At 66.7% G+C, this 23,750-nt stretch carries 22 protein-coding genes and 1 tRNA gene; 1 reads left to right on the top strand and 22 read right to left on the bottom strand.

The features are described 5' to 3' along the window. Nucleotides 1-25: 25 nt before the first annotated feature. The 14 genes from ABZV58_RS05585 to rplJ form a co-directional block, all read right to left on the bottom strand. On the bottom strand, nt 26-3,517 hold the full coding sequence (locus ABZV58_RS05585; RefSeq protein WP_354998934.1) for a DNA-directed RNA polymerase subunit beta: 3,492 nt from the start codon (nt 3,515-3,517) through the stop codon (nt 26-28). Nucleotides 3,518-3,996: 479 nt separating this feature from the next. After that, nucleotides 3,997-4,677, bottom strand: a complete 681-nt coding sequence (locus ABZV58_RS05580; protein ID WP_354998933.1) for a hypothetical protein — start codon at nt 4,675-4,677, stop codon at nt 3,997-3,999. Then, nucleotides 4,674-5,294: a hypothetical protein gene (locus ABZV58_RS05575; RefSeq protein ID WP_354998932.1), complete on the bottom strand. Its 621-nt coding sequence runs from the start codon at nt 5,292-5,294 to the stop codon at nt 4,674-4,676. The genes ABZV58_RS05580 and ABZV58_RS05575 overlap by 4 nt, the downstream gene beginning before the upstream one ends. Nucleotides 5,295-5,324: 30 nt before the next feature. After that, entirely contained in the window at nt 5,325-6,566 is a 1,242-nt protein-coding gene (locus tag ABZV58_RS05570; RefSeq protein WP_354998931.1) for an MlaD family protein, read from the bottom strand. Further along, nucleotides 6,563-7,813 carry an MCE family protein gene (locus ABZV58_RS05565; protein WP_354998930.1) on the bottom strand — a complete coding sequence of 417 codons (1,251 nt, stop codon included), beginning with the start codon at nt 7,811-7,813 and terminating at the stop codon, nt 6,563-6,565. The genes ABZV58_RS05570 and ABZV58_RS05565 overlap by 4 nt, the downstream gene beginning before the upstream one ends. After that, a complete protein-coding gene (locus tag ABZV58_RS05560) occupies nt 7,810-9,018 on the bottom strand; it encodes an MCE family protein (RefSeq protein WP_354999047.1) in 1,209 nt (402 codons plus the stop codon). The genes ABZV58_RS05565 and ABZV58_RS05560 overlap by 4 nt, the downstream gene beginning before the upstream one ends. Nucleotides 9,019-9,082: 64 nt before the next feature. Further along, the gene (locus tag ABZV58_RS05555) at nt 9,083-10,093 is read right to left on the bottom strand and encodes an MCE family protein (RefSeq protein WP_354998929.1); all 1,011 of its coding nucleotides are present in this window, start codon (nt 10,091-10,093) and stop codon (nt 9,083-9,085) included. After that, complete coding sequence (locus tag ABZV58_RS05550; RefSeq protein WP_354998928.1) at nt 10,093-11,169, bottom strand: MCE family protein; 1,077 nt, start codon at nt 11,167-11,169, stop codon at nt 10,093-10,095. Before ABZV58_RS05550 ends, ABZV58_RS05555 begins: the two co-directional genes overlap by 1 nt. Further along, the gene (locus tag ABZV58_RS05545) at nt 11,166-12,512 is read right to left on the bottom strand and encodes an MCE family protein (protein ID WP_354998927.1); all 1,347 of its coding nucleotides are present in this window, start codon (nt 12,510-12,512) and stop codon (nt 11,166-11,168) included. The genes ABZV58_RS05550 and ABZV58_RS05545 overlap by 4 nt, the downstream gene beginning before the upstream one ends. Beyond that, nucleotides 12,509-13,375, bottom strand: a complete 867-nt coding sequence (locus ABZV58_RS05540) for an ABC transporter permease (RefSeq protein WP_354998926.1) — start codon at nt 13,373-13,375, stop codon at nt 12,509-12,511. Before ABZV58_RS05540 ends, ABZV58_RS05545 begins: the two co-directional genes overlap by 4 nt. 3 nt (nt 13,376-13,378) lie before the next feature. Next, nucleotides 13,379-14,086, bottom strand: coding sequence for an ABC transporter permease (locus tag ABZV58_RS05535; protein ID WP_354999046.1), 708 nt, complete (start codon nt 14,084-14,086; stop codon nt 13,379-13,381). A gap of 96 nt (nt 14,087-14,182) precedes the next feature. Then, entirely contained in the window at nt 14,183-15,259 is a 1,077-nt protein-coding gene (locus ABZV58_RS05530) for an ABC transporter ATP-binding protein (RefSeq protein ID WP_354998925.1), read from the bottom strand. Nucleotides 15,260-15,503: 244 nt separating this feature from the next. After that, complete coding sequence (rplL, locus tag ABZV58_RS05525) at nt 15,504-15,884, bottom strand: 50S ribosomal protein L7/L12 (RefSeq protein WP_067791435.1); 381 nt, start codon at nt 15,882-15,884, stop codon at nt 15,504-15,506. Between the two features lie 60 nt (nt 15,885-15,944). Then, nucleotides 15,945-16,478, bottom strand: a complete 534-nt coding sequence (gene rplJ / locus ABZV58_RS05520; protein WP_067791433.1) for a 50S ribosomal protein L10 — start codon at nt 16,476-16,478, stop codon at nt 15,945-15,947. 449 nt (nt 16,479-16,927) lie between these two features. Here rplJ and ABZV58_RS05515 point away from each other — a divergent pair, with 449 nt between their 5' ends. Continuing rightward, complete coding sequence (locus ABZV58_RS05515; RefSeq protein ID WP_354998924.1) at nt 16,928-18,550, top strand: MFS transporter; 1,623 nt, start codon at nt 16,928-16,930, stop codon at nt 18,548-18,550. Between the two features lie 46 nt (nt 18,551-18,596). Here the strand turns inward: ABZV58_RS05515 and ABZV58_RS05510 are convergent, their stop codons facing one another. The 8 genes from ABZV58_RS05510 to ABZV58_RS05475 all read right to left on the bottom strand — a co-directional run bounded on the left by ABZV58_RS05510 (nt 18,597) and on the right by ABZV58_RS05475 (nt 23,596). Then, nucleotides 18,597-19,010: a PIN domain-containing protein gene (locus ABZV58_RS05510; protein WP_354998923.1), complete on the bottom strand. Its 414-nt coding sequence runs from the start codon at nt 19,008-19,010 to the stop codon at nt 18,597-18,599. Then, the gene (locus ABZV58_RS05505; RefSeq protein ID WP_354998922.1) at nt 19,007-19,258 is read right to left on the bottom strand and encodes an AbrB/MazE/SpoVT family DNA-binding domain-containing protein; all 252 of its coding nucleotides are present in this window, start codon (nt 19,256-19,258) and stop codon (nt 19,007-19,009) included. The genes ABZV58_RS05510 and ABZV58_RS05505 overlap by 4 nt, the downstream gene beginning before the upstream one ends. A gap of 138 nt (nt 19,259-19,396) precedes the next feature. Beyond that, nucleotides 19,397-20,110 (bottom strand): 50S ribosomal protein L1, encoded by a 714-nt coding sequence (rplA, locus tag ABZV58_RS05500; RefSeq protein ID WP_354998921.1) that lies wholly within the window; start codon nt 20,108-20,110, stop codon nt 19,397-19,399. A 111-nt stretch (nt 20,111-20,221) separates the two neighbouring features. Next, nucleotides 20,222-20,656, bottom strand: a complete 435-nt coding sequence (gene rplK / locus ABZV58_RS05495; RefSeq protein ID WP_354998920.1) for a 50S ribosomal protein L11 — start codon at nt 20,654-20,656, stop codon at nt 20,222-20,224. A 244-nt stretch (nt 20,657-20,900) separates the two neighbouring features. After that, entirely contained in the window at nt 20,901-21,677 is a 777-nt protein-coding gene (gene nusG / locus ABZV58_RS05490; protein WP_354999045.1) for a transcription termination/antitermination protein NusG, read from the bottom strand. Nucleotides 21,678-21,792: 115 nt separating this feature from the next. Beyond that, the gene (gene secE / locus ABZV58_RS05485; RefSeq protein WP_354998919.1) at nt 21,793-22,185 is read right to left on the bottom strand and encodes a preprotein translocase subunit SecE; all 393 of its coding nucleotides are present in this window, start codon (nt 22,183-22,185) and stop codon (nt 21,793-21,795) included. Between the two features lie 31 nt (nt 22,186-22,216). Beyond that, nucleotides 22,217-22,289: transfer RNA gene (locus ABZV58_RS05480), tRNA-Trp, on the bottom strand. 239 nt (nt 22,290-22,528) lie between these two features. After that, nucleotides 22,529-23,596 (bottom strand): fused (3R)-hydroxyacyl-ACP dehydratase subunits HadA/HadB, encoded by a 1,068-nt coding sequence (locus tag ABZV58_RS05475; protein WP_354999044.1) that lies wholly within the window; start codon nt 23,594-23,596, stop codon nt 22,529-22,531. Between the last annotated feature and the right edge of the window lie 154 nt (nt 23,597-23,750).

Genomic DNA, 23,750 nt, shown 5'->3' with positions numbered 1-23,750 from the left:
ACCGAGTTCGTCCGCGCCCGACCGCCTAGTTCGCCAAATCGTCGACGGTGGCCGCTTCGTTCCTGGACAGGTTGATGCCCAGGTTCGCCGCGGCGCGCTCCAGGTCCTCGTCCTCGCCTTCGCGCAGCTCGATCGCGGCGCCGTCCGAAGACAGCACCTCGACGTTGAGGCACAGCGACTGGAGTTCCTTGAGGAGCACCTTGAACGACTCCGGAATGCCCGGCTCCGGAATGTTCTCGCCCTTCACGATCGCCTCGTAGACCTTCACGCGGCCCACGACGTCGTCGGACTTGATGGTGAGCAGTTCCTGCAGCGTGTACGCCGCGCCGTAGGCCTGCATGGCCCAGCACTCCATCTCACCGAAGCGCTGACCACCGAACTGCGCCTTACCACCGAGCGGCTGCTGGGTGATCATCGAGTACGGACCGGTCGAACGCGCGTGGATCTTGTCGTCGACCAGGTGGTGCAGCTTCAGGATGTACATGTAGCCGACCGCCACCGGGTACGGGAACGGCTCGCCGGAGCGGCCGTCGAACAGGGTGGCCTTGCCGTTGTCGTCGACCATGCGCTCACCGTCGCGGTTCGGCAGGGTCGAGGACAGCAGACCGGTCAGCTCCTCCTCGCGGGCGCCGTCGAACACCGGGGTGGCGATGTTCGAGTCGGCGGGCGCGCCCAACATCTCCTCCGGCAGGCTCTTGGCCCAGTCGGGGTTGCCCTCGACCTGCCAGCCCGCCTTGCCGATCCAGCCCAAATGGGTTTCCAGGATCTGGCCGATGTTCATACGACGCGGCACACCGTGGGTGTTGAGGATGATGTCGACCGGGGTACCGTCCGGCAGGAACGGCATGTCCTCGGTCGGCAGGATCTTGCCGATCACACCCTTGTTGCCGTGACGACCGGCGAGCTTGTCACCGTCCTGGATCTTGCGCTTCTGCGCCACGTACACCCGGACCAGCTCGTTCACACCCGGCGGCAGGTCGTCCTCGTCATCGCGCGAGAACACGCGGATGCCGATGACCTTGCCCGACTCACCGTGGGGCACCTTCAGCGAGGTATCACGCACCTCGCGCGCCTTCTCACCGAAGATCGCCCGCAGCAACCGCTCCTCCGGGGTCAGCTCGGTCTCACCCTTCGGGGTCACCTTGCCGACCAGGATGTCACCATCGCGGACCTCGGCACCGATCCGCACGATGCCCCGCTCGTCCAGATCCGCGAGCACCTCGTCGGAGACGTTCGGGATGTCGCGGGTGATCTCCTCGGCGCCCAGCTTGGTGTCGCGGGCGTCGATCTCGTGCTCCTCGATGTGGATCGAGGTGAGGACGTCCTCTTCCACGAGACGCTGCGACAGGATGATCGCGTCCTCGTAGTTGTGGCCTTCCCACGGCATGATCGCCACGAGCAGGTTCTTGCCGAGGGCCATCTCACCGTTCTCGGTGCACGGACCGTCGGCCAGGACCTGGCCCTTCTCCACCCGCTGGCCCTCGTCCACGATGGGCCGCTGGTTGGAGCAGGTGCCCTGGTTCGAGCGAGCGAACTTCCGCATCCGGTAGGACTTGCGGGTGCCGTCGTCGGCCATGACCGTGACGTAGTCGGCGGAAACCTCCTCGACCACACCGGACTTCTCGTTCACCACGACATCGCCGGCGTCGGTCGCGGCGCGCAGCTCCATGCCGGTGCCCACGATCGGGGCCTCGGAACGGATCAGCGGCACGGCCTGACGCTGCATGTTCGCGCCCATGAGAGCACGGTTGGCGTCGTCGTGTTCGAGGAACGGGATCATGGCGGTCGCGACCGACACCATCTGGCGCGGCGAGACGTCCATATAGGTCACCTCGGTCGGGGCGACGAACTCCATCTCCTCGTTGCCGCGGCGCGCGAGCACCCGCTCTTCGAGGAAGTTGCCGTCGGCGTCGACCGGCGAGTTCGCCTGGGCGCGGACCTCGCGGTCCTCCTCGTCGGCGGTGAGGTACTTGACCTCGTCGGTGACCCGGCCCTCGACGACCTTGCGGTACGGGGTCTCGATGAAGCCGAACGGGTTGACCCGCGCGTACACCGACAGCGAGCCGATCAGGCCGATGTTCGGGCCTTCCGGGGTCTCGATCGGGCACATGCGGCCGTAGTGCGACGGGTGGACGTCTCGGACTTCCAGGCCGGCGCGCTCACGGGACAGACCACCCGGGCCGAGCGCCGAGAGACGACGCTTGTGGGTCAGACCCGACAGCGGGTTGTTCTGGTCCATGAACTGCGACAGCTGGGAGGTTCCGAAGAACTCCTTGATCGCGGCGACGACCGGACGGATGTTGATCAGGGTCTGCGGCGTGATCGCCTCGACGTCCTGGGTGGTCATCCGCTCACGGACGACACGCTCCATACGGGAGAGGCCGACCCGGATCTGGTTCTGGATCAGCTCGCCGACGGTGCGCAGGCGACGGTTGCCGAAGTGGTCGATGTCGTCGACCTCGACCGGCACCTCTTCGCCGCCGGGCGCGGTCATGACCTTGTCGCCCGCGTGCAGGCGAACCAGGTACTCGATGGTGGTGACGATGTCTTCGCGCGTCAGCACCGAACCGATGACCGGCTCGTTGAGGTGGATGCCCAGCTTCTTGTTGATCTTGTAGCGACCGACGCGAGCCAGGTCGTAGCGCTTCTCCTTGAAGAACAGGTTCTCCAGCAGGGTCTGCGCGGACTCCTTGGTCGGCGGCTCGCCCGGACGCAGCTTGCGGTAGATGTCCAGCAGCGCCTCGTCCTGACCGGCGGTGTTGTCCTTCTCGAGGGTGGACATCATGATCTCGGAGAAGCCGAAGCGCTCGACGATCTCCTCGGTGGTCCAGCCCAGCGCCTTGAGCAGCACGGTGACCGGCTGACGGCGCTTGCGGTCGATACGCACGCCGACGGTGTCGCGCTTGTCGACGTCGAACTCCAGCCACGCGCCGCGCGACGGGATGACGCGCACGCTGTGCAGGTCCTTCTCGGTGCCCTTGTCGATGGTGTGATCGAAGTAGACGCCCGGGGAGCGGACCAGCTGCGAGACGACGACACGCTCGGTGCCGTTGATGATGAACGTGCCCTTGTCGGTCATCATCGGGAAATCACCCATGAAGACCGTCTGGCTCTTGATCTCGCCGGTGTTGTTGTTGATGAACTCCGCGGTGACGAACAACGGCGCCGCGTAGGTCATGTCCTTTTCTTTGCACTCATCGATCGAGGCCTTGACCTCTTCGAAGCGCGGATCCGAGAAGGACAGGGACATGGAGCCGGAGAAGTCCTCGATCGGCGACAGCTCCTCGAGCACCTCCTCGAGTCCACCGACAAGGCCGACGTCGCCGCGAGCGGCCGCGCGCTCACGCCATTCCGACGAACCGACCAACCAGGAGAACGATTCCGTTTGTAGATCGAGAAGACCCGGCACTTCCAAGGGTTCACGGATCTTCGCGAAGGAGACCCGCTTGGGGGCTCCAGGGATACCGGCAACTGCCTTGGTCTGGGTGGAGACTGCCAAGATGCGTCCTTCCAGCACCTCACGCGCGTCGCGTGGTGGTCCGCGACCGTCGCTTGCTTCTGCTACGAATTCCGCTGGTCACAACCCGAACGAAACCCGAACAGGCAACAACGGAAGTAACACCGGAAGGCGAAACTTACGTGTGCGAATCGAGGTATGGACAGGAGGCAGCCAGCGCAAAGTCCAAACCTACACCCCTGAACACGGGGGTGTCAAAGTACCACCCGTGTGATCCTCCACGCCGCTGGCGCGCCGTGGCCTTGGCCACCCTGGGCCGTGGTCGCACGCACGCCGCGTCGTAGACAAGCGGCCGGTCTGCCGACCCCGCGCGGGCGATATGCCCGGCACCCGGATCGCTGGCTGCGTCGAGGGCCACGGGGCGGCTGAAACCACTTGTGACAGCTGCCGCTGTTGTGAATAGCGTGACGGGTCGGGCGAAACTCGTCAAGTGCCCGGACCGACCTGCCCCCGCCGGAATACGGTCGCGCGGACCAAGATCACTGGTCGACGATGCCGCTGGCCAGCCAGCGACCGTCCACCTTCTGCATCCGCAGCACCACGGGACCCGCCACGCTCTGCTGGGCCACGCCGTCCTTGGTTGCGCTCACCACGAGATTCACCAGCAGTTCGGCGCGGTCCTCGGTGAGCATCGTCACCCCGATCGGGTCGGCCTTCGCGTCGGCGCTGGTCCGGGCCTGCCGGATGGCGTCGATCGTGGTGGCCGCGAACTCGTCGAGATCGGCGAGCATCTCGCCGGTGACGACTTGGCGCACCGCGGCCTCGTAGCCGTCGATGTGCGCGATGTCGTAGCCGTAGATCGTGCGTAGGGCGTGGTCGGCGGCGGCGCGCACCTCCTCGGTCGCGCTGGTGTCGAGGAGTGCCCGGTTCTCGTCGGGGACGCCGGGACGTTGCGCGGCGACGACGGCGAATCCGGCCAGCAGCACGGCCGCGATCAGCGCGGCCGCGACGGGCGCCCAGGAACCCGCCGACCGGAGGCGAGGGGGTGTGAACCGGCGCGGCCGACGCTCGGCGGCGACGGCCTGCTTTCCCCTGGTCGGGACGTCGCGCGGCGCGGTCGGGCGCGCCGAGGTGACCTTGGGCCTGCGCGTCGGACGCGCGGCGGGCTGGGCGGTGCGCCGTTTCGGCGTGACCCGGTTGACCGGGCGGCGGGTGTTCATCGCGGTCCCTCCTGCGCGGGCGCGCCCTCGGTCGGCGCGGGCGTCCCCGGCTGTCCGAGCCCGGTCGGGCCGGGCCCCTCCAGCAGCACCGGCTGGGTGAGCGAAGCGACCTGCTCGGCCTTCCAGACCTCGCCGTCCTTGCTCATGTCGAGGCTCCACGTGTACCGGTAGTCGGAGACCGACTTGTCCGGCTTCGACTCGGTCACCTGGAGCACCACCAGCGCCGAGGCCTTGTCCCGTTCGCTGTTCAGCGAGGTGAGCGCGGCCCCGAGCACCTTGGACTTCATGGCGACACCCGACTGCGCGGCCATCTGCTCGGACTGCTGCCGATTCTTCTCCGCCGACTCCAGGATCGGCCCGGTCATCGACGACCTGGCCAGTGCGAGCGAGCCGGGCACGTCGTCGAGGTTCATCGAGGTCATGTTGAGCGCGGCCTGTCGCGCGGCGTCCAGCGCGGAATCGCGCGCGTCGGCCCGCGGACCGTCGGTGAAGAACGCCGCGCGCACCCAGCCACCGCCGAACCACAGCGCGGCCACGAGGGCGACGGCGAGCGCGCCGAGCGCCAGCGCGCGCACCGCGACCGGCGGGCGGCCCGAACCAGACGGATCAATACTCACGACTCAGCACCATAACGTCATCCTTCCTGGTCACCGCTTCGGCGTGACTCCCATCAGGGTGGCGAGCTGCACGGCGATCGGGTTCAGGTTCAGCTTGTCCGGGTCGACTTTGGGGTTGTCGTCCCAGGGCTGCACGATGCTCGGATCGGCCAGCTCGGCCCGCTCTCCGCCCCGGACCGCGGTCGGATTGCCGAACGGCACAAGGCATTTCGCGTCCGTGTTGAACGGGAACTCGTCGCGGGTGTCGTCGAAGTCCGGGTTCTGCGCCTTCATCTGCTCGAGAATGCGCTGGGTGCCCTCGTAGCCGACGGTGCAGGCGGGCGGGTTGTTGGTCTCGAGCACAAGGCCGAAGTGGCTGGTCCCGTCGCCGGGCGCGGTCGCCGACGCGCCGAGGGACAGCTGCGGCAGCATCTGCAGCAGCGGACGCAGCGCGTAGAACTTGGGCGAGATGCCCTGCAGCAGCACCCGCAGGTTGGCCAGGTCCTCGGTGAGCGCGCCGCCGCTCTCGTCGAGCAGTGCGCCGAACTGTTCGCCCGCGTCGGCGCCGGTGCCGATCAGCCTGCGTATCGCGGGGTCGCTGGAGCGCAGCTGCGCGGTCAGCCGGTCGAGGCCGTCGCTGAAGCGCCGGATGGCGGCGGCCTGCTCGGCCTGGGTGCCGAACACCACCCTGCCGTCGCGGATCAGCTGGACGGTCTGCGGCAGCGTCTCGTGGAACGTGGTGGTGAACTCGTTGAGCGACTGCAGGAGGACGTGCAGGTCCTCGCCCTTGCCGTCGAAGGCCTTGCCCAGCTCGGTGACGGTGGTGTTCAACGCCTCCAGATCCACCGTCCTGGTGAAGTGGTCGACGCTGGAGACCAGCTGTTCCACCGGAACGGGCGTCTGCGCCCCGCTGATCACCGAGCCTTCCTTCAGGTACGGACCGCTGTCGATGTCCGGCCGCAGGTCGACGTACTGCTCGCCGATGGCCGAGCGGTTCGCCACCACGGCCTCGGCCGAGGCGGGGATGCGCGGTGAGTCCGAGTCGATGACCAGCGTCATGGTGACGCCCTCGTCGGTCAGCGCCAAGTCGCCGACCCGGCCGACCGGGACGCCGCGATAGGTCACCTCGGCGCCCTTGTAGATGCCGCCGGTCTGCTCGGCGTCGACGCGCACCTCGTAGTGGCCGAAGCCGAGCATGTGATCGAGCCGGATGTACTTCGCGCCGACGAAGATCACGCCGACCACCGCGAGAACCAGGAAGACGACCAGCTGGTTACGAACGAGACGGGTCATCGCGGCTCACCCCCTGCCGCGGGCGGCGTCACGCCGAGTTGTTCCAGCAGCGGGCCGAGCGGGTTCGGCACGGGCGCGCCCGGCGCGGGCAGCACCGCCATGGTCGGCGGCAGCGGAATCAGCGACACCGTCGGCCAGCCCGGCCGCGGACCGTTGCCGCCGTAGTACGGGTTGGACGGGTCCACGTTCACCGGCGGGCCGTAGGGCGGCGGAATGTACACCGGATCCGGTTTGCCGACGCCGAGATTGCTCAGCGTGACGCCGATCTGCTGGTCCACCGAGAGCCACGTGTTGACCTGGCCGCCGAAGGTGCCCTCCAGCGCGGAATCGGGGAACGGGTAGGTCGGAATCAGCGGGAACGCGGTCACCAGATCCGGCGCGGCGCGGCCGAGTTCCTGCAGCGTCGGGCGCAGCGAGTTCAGATCGCGGATCAGGTCGTTCTTGGCGGTATTGATGACGTCGAAGCCCGCCTGCCCCAGCCGGTCCAGCTGGGCGAGCAACGAAATCAACTCCGGCCGTTGTTCTTCCAAGATCCGTATGCCATCGGGCAGTTCGTCCAGAATCTTGCCGATCGACTCGGTCTGGGTGCTGACCCGGCTGCTGAGCGTGGCGAGACCGTCGATGGCCCGCGTGATGTCGTCCACCTGCTCGTTCAGCCCGCCGATCAAGGTGTTGGCCTGCTCGAGCAGCGAACGAACCTTGCCCTCGCGGCCGCCGAAGGTCTTGTTCAACTCGCTGACGATCGGTTGCAGTTGCGCGACGCCGCCGCCGTTGAGCAGCAGCGACATGGCGCCGAGCACCTGCTCGATCTCAGTGGCGTGCCTGGTGTGCTCGACCGGGATCACCGCGCCGTCGGTCAGCCTCGCCGGATCCGGGTCCGCGACGGGCGGTGCGAGCTCGATGAACTTCTCGCCGAGCAGATTCGACTGCCGTACCTCGGCCCTGGCATTGGCGGGCAGGTCGACCGAGGAGTCGATCAGCGCGCGAACACTGGCGGTCCAGCCGTCTCCCGCGAGCGCGATGTCCTCGACCCGGCCCACCGGCACGCCTTCGACCTTCACCGCGGACTGTGGCACCAAATCGAGCACGTCGTCGAAATGGATATCGATGTGGATGGGATGCGGGCCGACGTCGGCGCCGCCGGGCAGCGGCACGCTGTAGATGCCGTCGGAGGCGCACGAGCTGATCAGCGCGGCCGAGACCGCGAGCACTCCCGCGCTCAGCCCGCGGGCGATGGTCGTCCTCATCGCTCACCTCCCTGCTCGGACGGCGGCAACTGGTTCGACGGCGTGCCGGGCACCGTCCCTGGCACGGGGTCGCGCTGCAGGTTCTCCCCGGAGAGGATGCCGAACGGCAGGATCAGCGTGGGAGTCTGCACCCCCGCGGTGATCTGGTCGGTGATCTCCTTGCAGTGGTCGAGCAGCGGACGCATCTGACGGCCGAGCGCCTCGAAGCGCGGATCGCCGGGCATCAGCTTCGACAGGTCGAGCATCCGGCAGATCGTGCCGAAAGGATCCTGCAGATCGGTGAAGTTGGCGCGCATGTCGAGGGTGCCGGACTCGGCGTTGTGGATGTTGACCAGGTTGCTCAGCGCGACCGGAATCACCGGAAGGGCGGCGGCAAGGTCGTCGCGCTGGTCGGCCAGCGTCTTGGTGAGCGTGGTCAGCGCGGCGGCGTTCTCCGCGACCAGCGCGCGGTTGTCATCGATGAACCGGGCGACGTCGCCGAGCGCGATCGAGAGCAAGTGCAGCGCGTCGCCGAGGTTCTGCCGCTCGTCGGCCAGGAATCCGGCGAGATCGGCCAGCTGCGCGTTGAATTCGCGCACCTGCTGATCGTTGCGCGCCAGCATGCTCACGAAGTTCTGCAGGTTCTCGACGGTCTCGAAGATGTCGCCACGCGCCTCGGACAGGTACCTGACCGCGCCGGAGAGCTGACTGATGCTGTTGGCCAGCGCCTCGCCGTTGCCCGCCAGGTTGGCCGCCGAGGTGCGCACCAGCTCGTTCACCGCGCCCTCTTTGTTGGCGCCGTCCGGGCCGAGCGCTTCGCTGAGTTCGGTGATGCTCCGGTAGAGCTCGTCGACCTCGACCGGGGTGACCGTGCGTTCCCGCGGAATAGTCGCGGTGCGACCCATTTTCGGCCCGCCGCGGTAGACCGGCGTCAGCTGGACATAGCGGTCCGCGACGACCGACGGGGTGATCTGCGCGGCCTGCGCGTCGGCGGGCACGTCGTAGCCCCGGTCGACGCTCAGCACGACCTTCACCTGGTCGCCCATCGGCTCGACCGACTCGACCCGACCCACCGGCACGCCGAGGATGCGCACGTCGGAGCCCTCGTAGATGCCGACCGAGCTGTCGAAGTAGGCGGTGATCTTGGTGGTGGTCAGTCGGTCGAAGCCCCACCACAGCACCCACCCTGCGACGAGCACCAGGACGACGCCGAGCGTGATGCCGATCTTGGTGCCCCGCCCCGACTCCCGGAACGCGGTGAGCGGATCGCTGCGCCAGCTCGCGGCCACGTCAGTTACCTCCCATCTCGCGTACCGGATCCCGGTAGCCGGGGATCTCCGGCAGTGCGGGCGGCAGCAGGTTGACGATCACCGCGTCGAACCACCGGCCGGTGCCGAGCACGTTGGCGTACAGGCCGTAGAAGGGCGCCGCGAGTTCCAGCGTCTTGGAGATGTTCTGCTGGTTGTCGTTGAGCATCTCGATCGCGGCGGCCAGATTGGTCAGCGCCGGACCGATCTGCTCCGAGTTGTCCGCGACCAGCGCGCTCAGCTCGACCGACACCGACTTGGCGCCGACGAGCAGCTGGTGGATGGCCTGCTGGCGGATGTTCAGCTCGGCGAGCAGCTGACCGCCGGAGGCGAGCAGCCGCTCGAACTCGGCGTTGCGGTCGGCGAGCACCTCGGTGGTCCGGCGCGTGGCCTTGAACAGCCGCTTCAGTTCCTCGTCGCGCTTGGCCAGCGTCTCCGAGAGCCGCGCGACGCCGTCGATGGAGCCGCGGATCTCCGGCGGCGTCGTCTCGAACGCCTCGGAGAGCACCCGCATACTGGTGGCCAGCTGTTCGGTGTCGATCTCCTCGATGTTGGCCGCCGCGTCCGAGAACGCGTCGATCACGTCGTAGGGAGAAACGGTGCGCGACAACGGGATCGGCTTGTCCGGGTCGGCGGGACGGGAGCCGCGCGGATCGAGTGCGAGGTACTTCTGGCCGAGCAGCGTCTTGATCTGGATCGAAGCGGTGGTCTCGCTGCCGATCCAGGCGTCCTTGGTGCGGAACTCGACGACCACCCGGTCGCCCGCCAGGCGAACATCGGAGACCGAGCCGACCTTCACGCCCGCGATGCGGACCTCGTTGCCCTTCTTCAGTCCCGCTGCCTCGGAGAACTCGGCGGTGTACCTGGTGCCGGCGCCGATGATCGGCAGCCGGTCCAGCGCGAACGCCGACATCGTCACCAGCACGACCATGGCCAGGCCGAGCACGCCGAGGAAGACCGGGCTGCGCTTGCCGAGGAGGATGCGATCGTCCATCAGCGGGCCTTCCCGTGGCAGCGCGGCGCGGCGTTCGTGTACAGCGGCTGGTTGATCGTCGGCAGGCTCGCCGGCAGGTCGAGCTGCGGCGCGTCCACCGCGCCCGGGCCGACCACGATGTCGATGCCGCACAGGTAGAACTGGAACCAGGAACCGTAACTGCCCACCCTGCCGAGCTTTTCCATCTTCACCGGCAGCGTGGCCAGCGCCTGGTTCACCTCGTCGGAGCGTTCGTTCAGCGTCCCGGTGAGCTGGTTCAGTCCCGCGATCGTGCCCTGCAGCGAAGGCCTGGTGGGAACGAGCAGCTCCGAGGTGGCCGTGGTCAGATCGCCCAGCGAGCTGATCGAGCGGCCGACAGTGTCGCGTTCGGCGGCCAGGCCGGAGACCAGCGCCTCGGTGTTGACGATGAGCTCGTCGAACTGGTCGTCGCGCTCGTTGACCGTCTCCAGCACGGCGGTCAGATTCTCCACCAGCTGGCCGATGACCGCGTCCTTGTCGGCGATCTTGTTGGTCAGGCTCGCGGTGCTGGCCACCAGGTCGTGGATGGTGCCCTGCTCGCCCTGGAAGACCTGGATGATCTCGAAGGAGAGCTTGTTCACGTCCTCGGCGGTCAGCGTGCGGAACAGCGGGCGGAAACCGTTGAACAGTGTGGTCAGGTTCAGCGCGGGCCTGGTCTGCTCCAGCGGGATGGTGCCGCCCTCGTTGAGCTTGCGGCCCTGTTCGCCGGTGCCCTGCTCCAGCGCGATGTAGCGCTGGCCGACCAGGTTGCGGTACCGGATTGTCGCGGTGGTGGAGGCGGGCAGCCAATCGCGGTCGGTGAGTTCGAATTTCACCTCGGCCAGCCGCTTGTCCACGATCGCGATGTCGGTGACCTTGCCGACCCGCACGCCCGCGATGCGCACCTCGTCGCCCGGGTTGAGCGCGGTGACGTCGGTGAACCTGGCCTTGAACAGCGTGCCGCCGCCGGTGTAGTTGGCGATCGACAGACCGAGCAGCGTGGTGGCGAACAGCGTCACCGCGACGAAGATGATCAGCTTGGTCAGCGGTCCGCCGAGCCCGCGTAGCTTCTCGTTCATCGCACCGTCACCTCGCTGCCACGGAAGGCGGGCGCCGCGATCCTGGTCATCCAGCTCGGCACGTCGTCCGGCGAAACACCTTGCGCCGCACCGTAGATCGCGCCGAGCGACCGCTGCTCCCGCGGCGAGCCCGCCAGTGTCGGCACCTGCGCGGCCGGGTAGACGCCGAACTGCGGCACGGGCAACCTGCCGCTCTCCTGGTCACCCGGGTAGCGGCTCGGCACCGCGTAGGAGCCGTCGTTGTTCGGTCCGCCGGTGTATTGACCCGGGTCGACGTTCACCGGGTATTCGGGGAGGCACCAGGGCCCACGGGTGTCCAGCCAGCGCGGTTCGTCCTGGTTGGGCAGGTATCTACCGCGGGTGTTGGTCAACTCGATCGTCACCCGGGAGCCCGGCCGGTCGGTGCCCATGCCGAAGAGCTCGTCGATGCGCGGCTTCATCTTCGCGAAGTTGGCCAGCGCGCACGGGTAGCTCGGCGAGTACATGGCGAGCAGTTCCAGCGCGGGCCGGGAATCGGCGGAGACGTCGATGATGTTGTCGCGGTTGACGAGGAAGAAGTCGGCGGCGCTCGACGAAGTCGGCGTGAGCACGGCGTAGAGGGTGTCGATGTCCGAACGCCGCTGCACGATGGTGGCATTGGTGGTGCGCAGGTTGTCCAACGCGTCGATGATCTGCGGCGCGGCGTCGGAGTACACCGCGGCGGTCTCGGCGAAAGTGCGCAGACCCTCTTGCAGTTCCGGCAGCACGCCGTTGATGTCGCGGAAGATCGTGTCCAGCTTGTCCACGGTCTCGCCGAGGGCGAAGCCCTGACCGGACAACGCCTGAGAGAGCGCGCCGAGCGTGGCGGCAAGATCCTGCGGCGGGATCGCCTGCAGCAGCGGAAGCAGATCGTCGAGCAGCTTGCTGATCTCGATGGCGTTGCCGCTGGCGTCCTGGTACAGGGTGACGCCGTCGGTGAGGTGCTGCGGGCTGGGATCCTCGGGGATCACCAGATCCACATAACGCTCGCCGAACAGGGTCTTCGGCAGCAGCCGCGCGGTCGCGTTCACCGGAATTTGCTCGGCCTTACCGGGATCGATGGCCAGATCGAGGGTGACCTTGCCGCCCTCGGACCGGCTCGACCGCACCTCGCCGACCGGCACACCGCGCACCTTCACGTCGGCGTTCTTGCTCAGCACGTTGCCGACGCTGTCGGTTATCAGCTCCACGTCGACGGTCCTGACGAACTGCTTGTTGTAGATCGCGACGGTCGTCCACAGGAACAGCCCGACGATCACGAAGAACGCGATCCCCAGCAGCCGCACCCGGGTCTTCTCCGTGGACCGCCACGCGCGGCCACTCATCCCGCCACCCGCACGGTCGTGGTCGTCCCCCAGATCGCCAGGCTGAGGAAGAAGTCGAGGATGTTCACTAGCACGATCGCGGCGCGCACCGCGCGACCGACGGCGACGCCGACGCCCGCGGGTCCGCCGGTGGCGGTGAAGCCGTAGTAGCAGTGCACCAGGATGATGACGAACGCGAAGATCAGCACCTTGAGGAACGAATAGAGCACGTCCTCCGGTGGCAGGAACAGGCTGAAATAGTGGTCGTAGGAACCGCTGGATTGGCCGTTGAACCAGATGCTGACCGAGCGCGAGGCGAAGTAGGCGCCGAGCAGGCCGACGATGTAGAGCGGGATGACCGCGAGAAAACCGGCGATCACCCGGGTGGTCACCAGGAACGGCACGCCGGGCACCGCCATCACCTCGAGCGCGTCGATCTCCTCGGAGATCCGCATCGCGCCCAGCTGCGCGGTGAAGCCACAGCCCACCGTCGCCGAGAGCGCCAATGCCGCCACCAGCGGGGCGATTTCCCGGGTGTTGATGTAGGCGGTGAGGAAGCCGGTGAGCACGGAGCTGCCCAGCGCGTCGAGCGCCTTGAAGCCCTGCAGGCCGACCACGACGCCGACCGAGCCGGACATGAAGACGATGACGCCGATGGTCCCGCCGATCACCGCGAGCGCGCCGGAGCCGAAGGTCACCTCGGCCAGCAACCGCATGACCTCTTTGCGGTAGTGCACCGCGGTGCGCGGAATCCACGCGATGGCACGCGAGTAGAACGACATCTGCTCGCCCGCGCGGTCGATGACGTTCAGCGGCCCGCGCGCGATCTCGCCCGCCCGGCGGGCCGATTTGGCGAGCACCGGGCTGCGGTAGGAGGTGGCCATCTGTCAGGAGCCCTTGGCCGGGACGACCTGCAGATAGACCAGTGTCAGAACGAGATTGACGAAGAAGAGGACCAGGAATGTGATCACGACGGACTGGTTCACCGCGTCACCGACTCCTTTCGGCCCCCCTTGTGGATGCAACCCCTTGTACGCGGCGATCACCCCCGCGAGCAGACCGAAGATCGCCGCCTTGATCTCGCTGATCCACAGGTCTGGCAGCTGCGCCAGCGCGGAGAACGACGAGAGGTACGCGCCGGGCGTTCCGCCCTGCAGCAGCACGTTGAAGAAATAGCCGCCCGCGATGCCGACGACCGACACCAACCCGTTGAGCAGCACCGCGACCAGCGTCATGCCGAGCACTCTCGGAACCACCAGCCGCGCCACCGGATCGACGCCGAGCACCTCCATGGCGTCGATCTCCTCGCGGATGGTGCGCGCGCCGAGATCGGCGGCGACCGCCGACCCGGCCGCGCCCGCGATGATCAGCGCGGTCACCACCGGCGCGGCTTGCTGCACGGTGGCGAGCACGCTGGTGGCTCCGGTGAACGACTCGGCGCCGAGCTGCTTGATCAGCGAACCGGTCTGCAGCGCGACGACCGCGCCGAACGGGATGGCCACCAGCGCGCTCGGCAAGATCGAGACGCTGGCGATGAACCACGATTGCTCGATGAACTCACGCCACTGGAACGGGCGGCGGAACATCTTGCGCATCACGTCGACGAAGAGCGCAAAGACGTTGCCCGCCTGGGCAAACGCCGACTCGACTGGAGTCCGCACACGGGCCAGAGTCGAGTTCACGGGCGTATGTTACCCGTTGGTTGTGTTGTGGCGCACGGTGGTGTCGAACGAGTCGCCCTGGTAGCTGGCGACACTGGGGGCGTTGTACGACATCACTTGTGTGTCGTCGTTCTCCGCCATCGATTCGCGGATCGCCACCTGCGCGGCGTGCGGCAGGGTGTGCATGATCTCCATAACGCGCGCTTTGCGGCGGATCACCGCTTGGCGCACGGGCATCCCGGGCGTGGCCTTCATCTGCGGGATGATGCCCTCGACCTCTTCGGCGCCACCGTGATGGTGGCCCGCGTCCACGAGCGCCTGCTCGCGCGCCATCTGGGCCTCGTCCTTCTCCTCGGACATGCCGATCGGGCCGATCATGCGGCCGTTGAGGAACTGCTTGACCACCGGCTCCTCGGAGGTCAACAGCACCTCGCGGGGACCGAACATGACCAGCTGGCGGCGGAACAGCATGCCGATGTTGTCGGGCACGGTGCGGGCCAGGTTGATGTTGTGGGTGACGATGAGGATCGTGGCGTCGATCTGGGCGTTGATGTCGATCAGCAGCTGGCTCAGGTAGGAGGTACGGACCGGGTCCAGACCGGAGTCGGGCTCATCGACCAGGATGATCTGCGGGTCGAGCACCAGAGCACGGGCCAGACCGGCGCGCTTGCGCATACCGCCGGAGATCTCGCCGGGCAGCTTGCCCTCCGCACCGAGCAGACCGGTCAGCTCGAGCTTCTCCATGACGATCTTCTTGATCTCGGACTCGCTCTTCTTCGTGTGCTCACGAAGCGGGAACGCGACGTTGTCGAAGAGGTTCATCGAGCCGAACAGCGCGCCGTCCTGGAACAGCACGCCGAAGAGCTTGCGGATCTCGTAGAGCTCCTTGTTGGAGCAGGTGGTGATGTCGGTGCCGTCGATGAAGATCGAACCGCGCTCGGGCCGCAGCAGGCCGATCAGCGACTTCAGGAACACCGACTTACCGGTACCCGAGGGACCGAGTAGCGCGCTCACCTCGCCGGAGGGCAAGGTCAGACTGACATCCTGCCAAATTCGCTGCGAACCGAAGGACTTGGTTACACCCTCGGTCCTGACCTCGACGCCCACGCCAACCTCCACATTTCTCAGCGAGCAGCCCACCGGCGAACCGCGCTCGGTTATCGCGGTGCGTCACGTCACAGTGGGTTCGGTCACTGTAACCCATGTGGGAGACGGGGCACACCCCTACCTGACTCCAGAGTAAGCCGAACGCACTCGCACTTTTCCACAAAACCCGCTCGCATGTCTCCGGAAAATGCGAAACGGGCGGCCCCCAAATTTGGGGACCGCCCGTTCGAAGTAATTCGTGGAATTACTTGACCGAAACCTTGGCGCCGGCCTCTTCCAGCTTCGCCTTGGCGGCCTCGGCGGCCTCCTTGGCGACCTTCTCCAGGATCGGCTTCGGGGCACCCTCGACCAGGTCCTTGGCTTCCTTCAGGCCCAGGCCGGAGACGATCTCGCGGACCACCTTGATGACCTGGATCTTCTTGTCGCCGGCACCCTCGAGGATGACGTCGAACTCGTCCTGCTCCTCGGCGGCCTCGGCCGGAGCGGCAGCGCCACCGACGGCGGCGACGGCGACCGGAGCAGCGGCGGTGACCTCGAACTTCTCCTCGAACTTCTTGACGAAGTCCGACAGCTCGAGCAGGGTCATGTTGCCGAAGGTCTCGAGCAGTTCGTCAACGTTGGCCATTGTTGTTTTCCTTTCGGTAGTTGGTGTCCGTGGGGGCGTGTCGCCCGCGCACAGGGGGAATTACTCGGCGGCTCCGCCTTCGGCGCGCTTCTTCTCCTCCAGCGCGGCGGCCAGGCGGGCCACCTGCGAAGCGGGAGCGTTGAAGAGGCCGGCGGCCTTGGCGAGGTTGCCCTTGAGGGCGCCGGCCAGCTTGGCCAGCAGGACCTCGCGGGTCTCCAGGTCGGCGATCTTCTCGACCTCGGCGACGGACAGCGCGGCGCCGTCCATGTAGCCGCCCTTGATGATGAGCGCCTTGTTGTCCTTGGCGAAGGTCTTGAGCGCCTTGGCCGCGTTGACCGGCTCACCCTGGATGAAGGTGATGGCGGTCGGTCCAACGAACAAGTCGTCGAGGCCCTCCACGCCCGCCTCGGCGGCAGCGCGCTTGACCAGGGTGTTCTTGGCGACGGAGTACGTGGCCTCCGCGCCGAGCGCACGCCGCAGTTCGGTGAGCTTGCCGACCGACAGGCCACGGTATTCCGTGACAACGGTGGCCGTCGAGTTCCGGAACTGTTCCGCGATCTCCTCGACCGCGGTGACCTTCTCAGCCTTTGCCATACTTCGCCTCCTCTCTGGATGTCGGTTCGGGTACACGAACTACCGATCCAAGAGCCCGGCGACAAAACGAACGCCCCGGACGCAAGGCGTTCCGGGGCGCGAAGGAAAAATCAACACGAGCCACAGGACTCGAATCGACTCCCAGCCTCGGTTCTTCCCTGCGTGGGCCGCCGGCAATGTCGCCGGACCTTCGACCGAACCCATGCGGGATCGGCGACCAACGGTCTTCGGTAGAACGGATTGGGTAGCGATCGAACTCGTCGATAACTGTCGTCCACAGTACCTGGCGCCCCCCTCATCTGCCAAAACGGCCCTTGGTTCGGCGCGAATCGGAACCGTTCGGCGATCGAATCGTTGTGGCACACATCACTTCTCAGGATCGAATGTGTCAGACATCGCGCTCGACAACTGTTACCAAGAGTGACAGATACCTGCTTAGCTGCTGAACTATGGCAATCTCCATAGTCGATCCACCGGTGTTGCTGGAACGACGCAACCAGCGCTTTCTCGCTCTGGCAGTCATCTGCCTTGCCGAATTGCTGGTCGTCCTCGACAACACCATCGTCAACGTGGCCCTCCCCTCGATCGGTGTCGAGCTGGCCACCGGTGTCAGCGGCCTGCAATGGGTCGTCGACGCGTACACCCTGACTTTCGCTGGGTTGTTGCTCGCTTTCGGCAACCTCGGCGATCGCTACGGACGCCGGAAGGTGATGGTCATCGGCCTGATCGGCGTCGCCGTCATGTCCGTCGGTGGCGCACTGTCGGATTCGATGGGCGCGGTCGTCACGGCCCGCGCGGCCATGGGCGTGTTCGCCGCGGCCGTCTTCCCCGCCACCCTCGCCCTGATCATCAACATCTTCACCGACCGACGCGAGCGGGCGCTGGCCATCGCGGCGTGGACGGCCATGGCGGGCTTCGCCATCGCCATCGGCCCGATCTCCGGCGGTTGGCTGCTCGAGCACTTCAGCTGGCACTCGGTCTTCTGGATCAATGTGCCGGTGGCGCTGGTCGCGCTGGTCGCCACGCTGCTGTGGGTGCCGGAATCGCGCTCCGCGCATGTCGGCAGGCTGGATCTGCCCGGCATCGCGCTGTCCATCGCGGGCATCACGCTGCTCGTCTGGTCCATCATCGAGGCGCCGCACTACGGCTGGCTGTCGGTCACCACGTTGACCGCGGGCGCGCTCGGCGTCGCGCTGCTCGCCGCGTTCATCGCGTGGGAATTGCGCACGGCGGCGCCGATTCTGGATATGCGTTTGTTCCGCGATCGGCGTTTTTCGATGCCCGCGTTGTCGATTGCCGTCGGCTATTTCTCGATGTTCGGATTTCTGTTCCTGATCACCCAGTATTTCCAAGGGGTGCGCGAGTACACGCCGCTCGAATTCGGTATCGCCTCATTGCCCTTCGCGTTCTCGGTCGCCATCGGCGCGCCCGTCGCGACATTGCTCGCGCAACGCTGGGGCACCACGCCGGTGATCGTCTTCGGCCTGCTGCTCACCGGACTGGGGCTCTACTTGGGCGGCCAGGTGACGGTGGACAGCGGCTACGTCACCGACGTGCTGCCCTCGATGGTGTCGATGGCGCTCGGCCTGGCCATCGTCCAGGGCCCGGCCACCGAATCCATCATGTCCTCGCTGCCGTTGAACGAGGCGGGCGCGGGTTCGGCGGTCAACGACACCACCCGCGAGATCGGCGGCACCCTCGGCGTCGCCGTCCTCGGCTCGATCGTGGCCTCCTACTACACGACCCGCGTCTCGCCGCTGCTCGACCGCGTGCCGAGCACCCTGATGAACGAGGATCAGAAGAGTCTGGTCGCGGCCAGCCCACTCAGCGTGCTGGAACTCCGTAAACGCGAACTCCCCGCGTTCCTCGAATCCCAGCGCGAAAACCTCATCACCGCAATGAAAACCGCCGCGCTCCAGGGTTCCCACGCGGCATCGCTCGTCGCCGCGGGCGCGGTCGTCGTCTGCGCACTGCTCGTCGCCCTCTTCCTCCCGTGGGGCGCCCAAAGCGGCGAGTCCGTCCTCCTCGCCTGGCGGGAATCCGCTGGCTCCGATCAGGATTCGCCCGACTAGGGTCGACGACCTGATTCCGTGGTCCTGTTGTGGCCGGCCCACGGAATCACTCGTCGGACCCCTGCTCGCCGGGTTCGATCCGGGTGATCGTGCCGACCTTGTCGATCCCTCTGTCGAACGAGGCGACCCCGGAATCGGCGTCGACCTCTGCGAGCGCAATCAGGTACGCGTCCGCGAACGAGAGCCGGTGGTGCTCATAGACGTCGATCGTTCGCATCAACAGAGCGGGGTCATCTGTGACGATGTTCCGCGAACCGACCAGCGCCCTGGCCAATGCCGCCACCTCCGGCCGGGCAACTCGGTAGACGCTCTGGAGCACATACACGGTTTCCGCCAGGATCAAGTCCGCGAGATGCAGAGCATCGGCTTGTGCCAGAAATGAAGTGGCACGGCGGCCCATCTCCGGCGGATCCTGCGTTAGATGTCGGACCACGACATTGGTATCGAGGAAGACGGTCACGCGTCCCCTTCCCGCCATTGCGCGGCCCACGCCGCGTCTCGGATCTCGTCCCAAGATTTTCCCCGCACTTGGGGCGGAACCGACACACTTCCAGCCAGCTCCAGAAGGTCCGGAGTCCGAGCGAGCACCACGATCTGTCCCTCCACCCGGAAGTGGACGTTGTCACCGACCTGCAGATCCAGCGCATCGCGCACCGCCTTCGGGACCGTCAGCTGGCCCTTCGACGTCAATCGAGCTAGCGCGTCCATCATTTCTCCTTACCTACCCCTTGAAGTAAGGATACCTCCGGCCAGCAATGGTAAGCCCCCGGAAACGCGCCGAGGGCGGGAACGCGGTTGCGTTCCCGCCCTCGGCGGCTTGGTGAGGTCAGGGGACCTCGGTGCTGCTTACGCGTCCTCTTCGAGGAGGTTGCGGGTGCGGTTCGGGTCCACCGGGATGCCCGGTCCGGTGTTCGTCGAGACCGTCACCTTCTTGACGTAGCGGCCCTTGGCGGTCGACGGCTTGGCACGCAGGATCTCGTCCAGCGCGGCGCCGTAGTTCTCCACCAGCTTGGCCTCTTCGAAGGAGGCCTTGCCGATCACGAAGTGCAGGTTGGCCTGCTTGTCGACGCGGAAGTTGATCTTGCCGCCCTTGATGTCGTTGACGGCCTTGGTCACATCGGGGGTGACCGTGCCCGTCTTCGGGTTCGGCATCAGACCGCGCGGGCCGAGGACACGCGCGATGCGGCCGACCTTGGCCATCTGGTCCGGGGTGGCGATCGCGGCGTCGAAGTCCAGCCAGCCGCCCTGGATCCGCTCGATCAGGTCCTCGGCGCCGACGGCGTCCGCACCGGCGGCCTCGGCCTCAGCGGCCTTGTCGCCGACCGCGAACACGATGACGCGGGCGGTCTTACCGGTGCCGTGCGGCAGGTTGACGGTCCCGCGGACCATCTGGTCGGCCTTGCGGGGGTCGACGCCGAGACGAACGGCGACCTCGACGGTCGCGTCGGTCTTGGTGGTCGCGGTCTCCTTCGCCAGGCGCGCGGCGGCCAGCGGCGAGTACAGCTTGGTGCGATCGACCTTCTCGGCCGCGGCGAGATACGCCTTGCTTCGCTTTGCCATAATTCTCTGTCCTTAAAGTATTTGGTTCAGAAGTGGTTTCCGGGTCTGGCCGACCCTCCCACCGAGTTCTGCGGCTTACGCCGCTGCGCTCGACTGAAGCCTTCGCTTCGCTCAGGCCTCGACGGTGATACCCATCGAGCGCGCGGTGCCCGCGATGATCTTCGCCGCCTGGTCCAGGTCGTTGGCGTTGAGATCTTCCATCTTGGTCTTGGCGATCTCGCGAACCTGGTCCATGGTCACCTTGGCGACCTTGGTGCGGTGCGGCTCGGCCGAGCCCTTCTGCACACCGGCGGCCTTGAGCAGCAGCCTGGCGGCGGGCGGGGTCTTCAGCTTGAAGTCGAAGGTCCGGTCTTCGTAAACGGAGATCTCGACCGGGATGACGTTGCCACGCTGCGACTCGGTCGCCGCGTTGTACGCCTTGCAGAACTCCATGATGTTGACGCCGTGCTGACCGAGGGCGGGACCAACGGGCGGAGCCGGGTTCGCCGCGCCGGCCTGGATCTGCAGCTTGATGATCCCGGCGAGCTTCTTCTTCTTGGGGGGCATCTTTCTTCCTTGGTTTCGGGTCCTTACGGTTGCCGTAAGCCTGTTGCGGGCTGAGCCCACATCCGGGCACGCGGCCCGGCGCTCGCGAACGAATCCGGCTGACGCTGTTCGGATCCGCGCACGAACCCATACACCTTACCGGGGGGCCTGCCCTCGTCCTTCGGGTGGGGCCGGTTGCCCGCGCCATCCGGTCGGACGCACTCCGCCCTCGGTCCCGGCGGCCGGGGCGAGGGCGGAGATCGGATTAAATCTTGGCGACCTGGGTGAACGCGAGCTCGACCGGCGTCTCGCGACCGAAGATCGAGACCAGCACCTTGAGCTTCTGCTGCTCGGCGTTGACCTCCGAGATGCTGGCGGGCAGCGTCGCGAACGGGCCGTCCATGACGGTGACCGACTCGCCGACCTCGAAGTCGACCTCGATGACCGGCTTGGGCGCCACCTCGGCGGCGCTTTCGGCGCTCGCGGCAGCCGCGGCGGCGGCCGGGGCCTTCTTCTGCTGCGCGGCCGGGACCAGGAACTTCACCACGTCATCGATGGACAGCGGCGAGGGCCGCGAGGTGGCGCCGACGAACCCGGTGACACCGGGGGTGTTGCGCACCGCGCCCCACGACTCGTCGTTGAGCTCCATGCGGACCAGGATGTAGCCGGGCAGCACCTTGCGATTGACGTGCTTGCGCTGGCCGTTCTTGATCTCGGTGACCTCTTCGGTCGGCACCTCGACCTGGAAGATGTACTCCTCGAGGTCCAGGTTCTGCACGCGGGTCTCGAGGTTGGCCTTCACCTTGTTCTCGTAACCGGCGTAGGAGTGGATGACGTACCAGTCACCGGGGGCGCGCCGCAGCGCGGCCTTCATCTCGGCGACGGGATCCGCCGGCTCGGCATCGATCGGGGTAGCGGGTGCGGATTCCTCGACCACAGCTTCTTCGACGGCCGCGGCCTCTTCCGCCTCGTTCTCGGCGGGCTCCACCACTGCGTCGTCGACCGGGAACTCGTCGTTTGTGTCGTTCTCCGGGGTGCTCACTAGGGCACTCGCTTCCTGTGTCGTCACGTACATCCTCTGCGTGCCGGGCCGGGCGCGGCGGATTGCTCCCGCCGGTCCGCCCCCGGGATCGGCTACCGGCGTCGGCGTCGTACTACTAGCCGAACAGCCAGTCGACACCCTTGACGAACGCCAGATCCATCCCGCTGATGAACGCGACCATGAAGACCACGAACACCAGAACAACGCTCGTATAGGTGACCATCTGCTTCCGGTTGGGCCAGATCACCTTGCGCAGTTCCGCGATGACCTCTCGCAGGAACTTGATCAAACGCGAGAACGGATTGCCCGATCCTTCGCGCTTGGCCTTTCCGGCAGTCTTGTCCTTCTTGGGCGACGTCCGGTCGATCGTGGCGATCGAGCCGGTGTCGACCGACGTGGAGCCAGAACGGGCCCGCCGCGCGGACCGCTTTCCGCTCGGCCGACTCACCGCGGCGGTGCCATCGCCTTCGTCGGCCGCGCCGTGGCGAGGTTCCCGCTCGTCACTCACGTCGATCCTCTCTCCGTCGCTGGCTTAAGGGCAGGGGCGACAGGACTTGAACCTGCAACCTGCGGTTTTGGAGACCGCTGCTCTGCCAATTGAGCTACGCCCCTTTGGTTTGGACGGTGGAACTCGGTGCCCGAACCATTGTCTGTATTCAGTTGTCGCTCTGGTCCACACAACACGCGCGCTGCTTCGGCGGTTGCCGGCTCCCATGGGCAGTCCTTCGGAGATCGTCCTCCGGACCGCCTGGAACCAGCCCCACAGAGCAGCGCGCAGCGGCTGGTGACCCCAGAAACCTGAGTGTACGTTACCGCCTAGGCCAATAGCCAATCAGGGTCGATCGACCAGGTCAGGCCAGTTGCACGGTAGCCGTCGCGCGGCCGAAGATCTTCTTGCCCGCCGACTTCGCCACGATGGCGACGACCGCGGTCCGGGTCTCCGGATCCACGGATTTCACCTTACCCGTGTACTCGATTTCGGCCGCCTCGTCGGAGCCGACATAGACCGGGCTGGTGAAGCGGACGTTGTATTCCTTGACCGCGCCGGGATCGCCGAGCCAGGAGGTGATGAAACCGCCACCGAGGCCCATCGTGAGCATGCCGTGCGCGACCACGTTGTCCAGGCCGACGAGCTTGACCACGTCGTCGCTCCAGTGGATGGGGTTGGCGTCGCCCGAGACGCCCGCGTAGTTGACCAGATCGCCGCGGGTGAGGCGGACGATGCGGGTGGGCAGTTCGTCGCCGACGGAGACGTCCTCGAAATTGATCGCGTGCTTGCTCGGCGCGACCTCCGGGATGACGGCGATCGGGATGGGCTGCTCGCTGCGCGCGGCGGTGCGCGGGTGGTGATCGGGCACTTCCTCGCCGATGCCGTGCATGAGCACGTTGCGGACCGCGTCGGCGAGGTTGGGGTCGATGTCGGCGCCGCTGCGGCCGACGAGCGTGGTGTAGGTGGTGAGCACCAGCTCGTCGTTTTGCCCGGTGACGATGTTCTTGGTGACGATGATGTCGCCACCGAAGGCCTGCCGGAAGGAGTGCAGGTAGACGTCGCAGGTCAGTTGGTCGCCGACCCGGATGGGCCGGTGAAATTCCAGGATCTGGTCGGTCTGCATGATCTGGCTGAGGTCGTAGCCCGTGACGATCTGCTCGAAGAGCTTGCGCTGGGCCAGGATGCCGACCAGGGAGATGAAAGTGAGGGGCGCGAGGAGGCCGTCGTAGCCGTATTCGGCGGCGACGTCCTCGTCCCAGTGCACCGGGTGGTAGTCCTGCACGGCGCGGGCATATTCGCGGACCTTCTCGCGGCCGACCTCGTAGTAGTCGTCGACGCGGTAGTGGTGACCGACCATGGCCGCGGCGTGGGTGGCGGGATCGAGATCCGCCTCGCTCACCTGGACCGCTTCTTCAGTACCGGTGTTGATTGTCACGGGAAGAATGTACCTATCTGACCCCGCACCCCGGGGTCGGCGAGCGTTCACCACCGCACCCGACCGTAGAAAGCGCTCAGGGCCGGACGGATGTCCGGCCCTGCACAGCTTCACGGTTCCGAGATCCCGGGATCAGCGTCCCGGTTGC

Source organism: Nocardia sp. NPDC004654 (assembly GCF_040609595.1).
Classification (GTDB): Bacteria; Actinomycetota; Actinomycetes; order Mycobacteriales; family Mycobacteriaceae; genus Nocardia.
This window is presented reverse-complemented; position numbering and strand designations above follow the sequence as displayed.